Genomic DNA, 3771 nt, shown 5'->3' with positions numbered 1-3771 from the left:
GCGATCCTTCGCTGCCAGGCAAAGAATCGCTTTTATGAATCAACTCAACGCCTTATCCAACCGCGTCGAGTACTGTGCTGGTGTGACGAACAGTATCTGCAGGCCACGGACAACTTGTCGGGACTCTACTGTGTCGGTGAGAATCGGGCTACCTACATTTCGGGCAGCAGTTCATTTAGTGTAAGCGCGAAGGCGGGGCCGTTCAGACGTTTGCCGGATAGTTCCAGGGCATGAGGGCGTCGAGATCGCGGTTGGGCCAGGCTGCGGATAAGAAATGCACTTTTCTTATCAAGTTGGCATCGTTAGCAGTGCCATCTGTGCGTCTAATCTCCTCTAATACCAATCCTCATATTGATTGACCGACGACGGCCAAGTCGCGGCAGTCACGGCCATATTGTAAGCGCTGTCCTCAGGCCACGTCCCTGAGTGCTGGTGCAGCGGCGTAGGCCCAGGGCAACAACTCATCGATCCGGCTGTTGGGATGATCGTTGACGATGCGGGTGATGACGTCGGTCAGATAGGTTTGCGGATTGATGCCATTGAGTTTGCACGTCTCGATCAGCGAGGCGATGATCGCCCAGTGCTCACCGCCACCATCGGATCCGGCGAACAGAGCGTTCTTGCGGTTTAGCGCGATCGGGCGGATGGAGCGCTCGACGACGTTGCTGTCGATTTCGATGCGGCCGTCGTCGATGAAGCGGGTCAGACCGGCCCATCGCGACAGGGCATAGCGGATGGCCTCGGCGAGCTTGGTCTTCTGGCTGATGAGCTCCAGCTTGGCGCGCAACCAGGATTCCAGATCGTCGACGAGCGGCTTGGCCTGCTCCTGGCGAACTGCGCGTCTGTCCTCGGCGCCGCGGCCTCGAAGGCCGCTCTCGATGGCGTACAGCTTGGCGATGCGCTCCAGCGCCTCGCTGGCGATCGGCGCCGGGCCGGCTGCGGCAAGTTCGTAGAAGCGCCGCCGGACATGCGCCCAGCAGAAGGCGAGTTCGACGTCGCCGCGCTCGGCGAGCGGCCGGTAGCCGGCATAGCCATCGACCTGAAGGATACCCTTGAAGCCAGCCAGATGGGCGCTCGGTCGCTCCGCTTTGCGATCAGGCGCGTAGACGTAGGCGACACCGGGCGGATCGGTTCCGCCCCAGGGCCGGTCGTCCCGCACATAGGCCCAGAGCTGGCCGGTCTTGGTGCGCCCGCGCCCGGGATCGAGCACCGGCGCCGTGGTCTCGTCGGCGAACAGCTTGGTGGAGCTCTTCAGGGCCGCCAGGAGCCGGTCGTAGATTGGCCGCAGGGTGAAGGCCGCTTGGCCGACCCAGTCGGCCAGGGTGGAGCGGTCCAGATTGACGCCTTGGCGGGCATGGATCTGGGCCTGCCGATAAAGCGGGAGATGGTCGGCATATTTGGAGACCAGAACCTGGGCGACGGTCGCATCGGTCGGCAGCCCGCCCTCGATCAGCCTGGCTGGCGCCGGTGCCTGCACCACGACCTCCTCGCAGGCCCGGCAGCCGTACTTGGGCCGGCGGACCACCACGACCCGGAGCTGGGCCGGGACGATATCCAGCCGCTCGCTGACGTCTTCGCCGATCCGATGCAGCGCGTTGTGACAGCACGGGCAGGCATGGTCCTCGATATCGACCACCATCTCGACGCGCGGCAGATGGGCCGGCAGAGAGCCCCGGTTCGCCCGGCGTTTGGCGGCGCGCCTGGGGCGCGCGCTCGGGTCGGCAGCATCGGCCTCCGCCTCGCCATCGGCCGCGCCTTGCTCGACCTCTTCGAGTGCCAGCAGGAGCTGGTCTTCCGGCAGCTTCTCAGCCCGGCGGCCGAAGCGATGGCGCTGCAGTTCCTTGATGATCTGCTCAAGCCGCGCGGCGCGTGCTTGCGATGCCAGCAGCATCGCCTTCAGCACCTCGGGATCGTCGGGAAGCGTGTCGACCGTAGCCGTCATGACGCAACTGAATCATGAACGGCGACAGATAGCGAGCATCTCAACGGCAGCGATTCACAATGCCGCAGTTCAGCTTGCCGCCACAGGTGCAGGCGTCTCGATCGCATGCACCCGACGCCAATCGAGACCTTCCAGTAACGCCGAGAACTGGGCCGCCGACAACCGGATCACGCCGTCCTGCATGCTCGGCCAGCGGAACGCGCCGTCCTCCAGCCGTTTGGCGAACAAACACGTCCCGGTGCCATCCCAAAACACCAACTTCACCCGGTCCGCCCGTTTGGCCCGGAACACGTAGACCGCACCCGAGAACGGATCCGCCTTCATGTCCTCGCGCACCAGCGCGGCGAGCCCCTCGGCGCCTTTGCGGAAGTCGACCGGTCTGGTCGCCACCAGCACCCGCACCGCGCCTGTCGGCCCGATCACGTCGTCGCCTTCAGCGCCGCGATCACCGCCGCGACCGTCTCAGCGTCCGTGCCCCGGCCGACCCGAATAACCATACCGTTGATCTCAATCTCGATCATGGCGCTGGCGTTATAGCCGCGGCTCTTGCGGTCCGGTTTCACGGCTGGCTTGGCAGGGGCAGACGACGGAACCGCCTCGACCACCGCCGGCACAAACATCGGCGTTCCACCATCGCCCTGGCCTGACGACGCCTCGCGGGCTTGCCTGCGCCAGGTGAACACTTGCTGCGGCGTCAGTCCGTGGCGACGAGCGACCCGCGAAACCACCGCGCCGGACACAAGCGTCTCTTCCACCACCCGCGTCTTGAACTCGTCTGAGAAGCTCCGCCGACGACCCGCCCCGCTGATCACTTCCAGGCGACGGACGGATACCGCCTCCGGCTCAATCATATCGTCAAGCTTAGACACAAGCCGATCTCCGATTCAGAGATCGACAATCCCACTCAGCCCGTCAGATTGGAAGGTGCCTTCAAAACAGCGCTTACATCTTCACCGCATTGGCCTCGACCAGCGGCAGGCCCACCGCCAGCACCAAGGCGAGCAGCATATAGGTGGCGCCGTCGATTGAGATAAAGCCGACCCAGGCGCCGATGAAAAGGAACAGCAAGGCGTCGTGCGGCGGATAATGTAGGGTGTGCGGGGCGGCCGACTCGATCGCCTCTCTGAGCTTGCTCAGCACCAGTAGCAGGGCGACCAGCACCGCGCCGGTGACGATCAGCGCGAAGGCACGGCCCGGCACAGCCTCTGCCAGCGTGGCGCCCCCGAGTGCGCCCACCGTCACCGGGATGCCGACCTTGGCCGCGAGCGGCCAAGGGATCGTCTTCTTGCGCTGGAAGGTGAGGGTGGCCGCCACGGCGCCGATCAGCACCGGCACGCGGTTGGTGGCATTGGCGGTGAGCGGGTCGAGGCCGATAACCATCAGCATGGGCAGCGCGACGGCCGAACCGGCTGATGCCGCGGCATTGAGGAAGCCGCAGGCGAGCCCGGCGCTGATGCCGAGCAGCAGGTTCCACAGATCGATGCCGAGCGTGTCGTGCAGCATGCCGGTCTCGCGGGTGAGGGCGGGCAATCATGCACTACTCCTGTAATAAAATGCCGCGTCCCGCATTGAGCGAGGACAAATCGGGCCCATGAGGTCGATTGAAGTTGCCATTGGCCGCCCGGAACATCGCTTTGGTCACCACCGTCTCGCCTCGGTGCGTTGAAGGCGGAATAGGCGCTTCGTAGGTTCTCCTCCGAAATTGGAGAAACCCCATGCCTCGGCAGCTCATTTCGAGCCCGACGATCGCGCGCCTAACGCTCACGGCCTACAGCACCGTCGTCTCTCGCGTGGACCGTGGCCGGTATGGGCCGACCCTTCGCTGCGGG

Annotated in this window: 4 protein-coding genes; all 4 read right to left on the bottom strand. The window is 64.8% G+C overall.

The window, feature by feature from the left end; all coding sequences use genetic code 11:
* Window positions 1-409: 409 nt before the first annotated feature.
* Window positions 410-1942, bottom strand: a complete 1533-nt coding sequence (gene tnpC, locus AC32QD_RS13030) for an IS66 family transposase (protein WP_492010936.1) — start codon at window positions 1940-1942, stop codon at window positions 410-412.
* Between the two features lie 69 nt (window positions 1943-2011).
* Window positions 2012-2365 carry an IS66 family insertion sequence element accessory protein TnpB gene (gene tnpB / locus AC32QD_RS13025; RefSeq protein ID WP_492010935.1) on the bottom strand — a complete coding sequence of 118 codons (354 nt, stop codon included), beginning with the start codon at window positions 2363-2365 and terminating at the stop codon, window positions 2012-2014.
* Window positions 2362-2811, bottom strand: coding sequence for an IS66-like element accessory protein TnpA (gene tnpA, locus AC32QD_RS13020; protein WP_492010934.1), 450 nt, complete (start codon window positions 2809-2811; stop codon window positions 2362-2364). The genes tnpB and tnpA overlap by 4 nt, the downstream gene beginning before the upstream one ends.
* A gap of 73 nt (window positions 2812-2884) precedes the next feature.
* On the bottom strand, window positions 2885-3445 hold the full coding sequence (locus AC32QD_RS13015) for a sulfite exporter TauE/SafE family protein (protein WP_492010933.1): 561 nt from the start codon (window positions 3443-3445) through the stop codon (window positions 2885-2887).
* Between the last annotated feature and the right edge of the window lie 326 nt (window positions 3446-3771).

Source organism: Thermohalobaculum sp., assembly GCF_058622915.1.
This window is presented reverse-complemented; position numbering and strand designations above follow the sequence as displayed.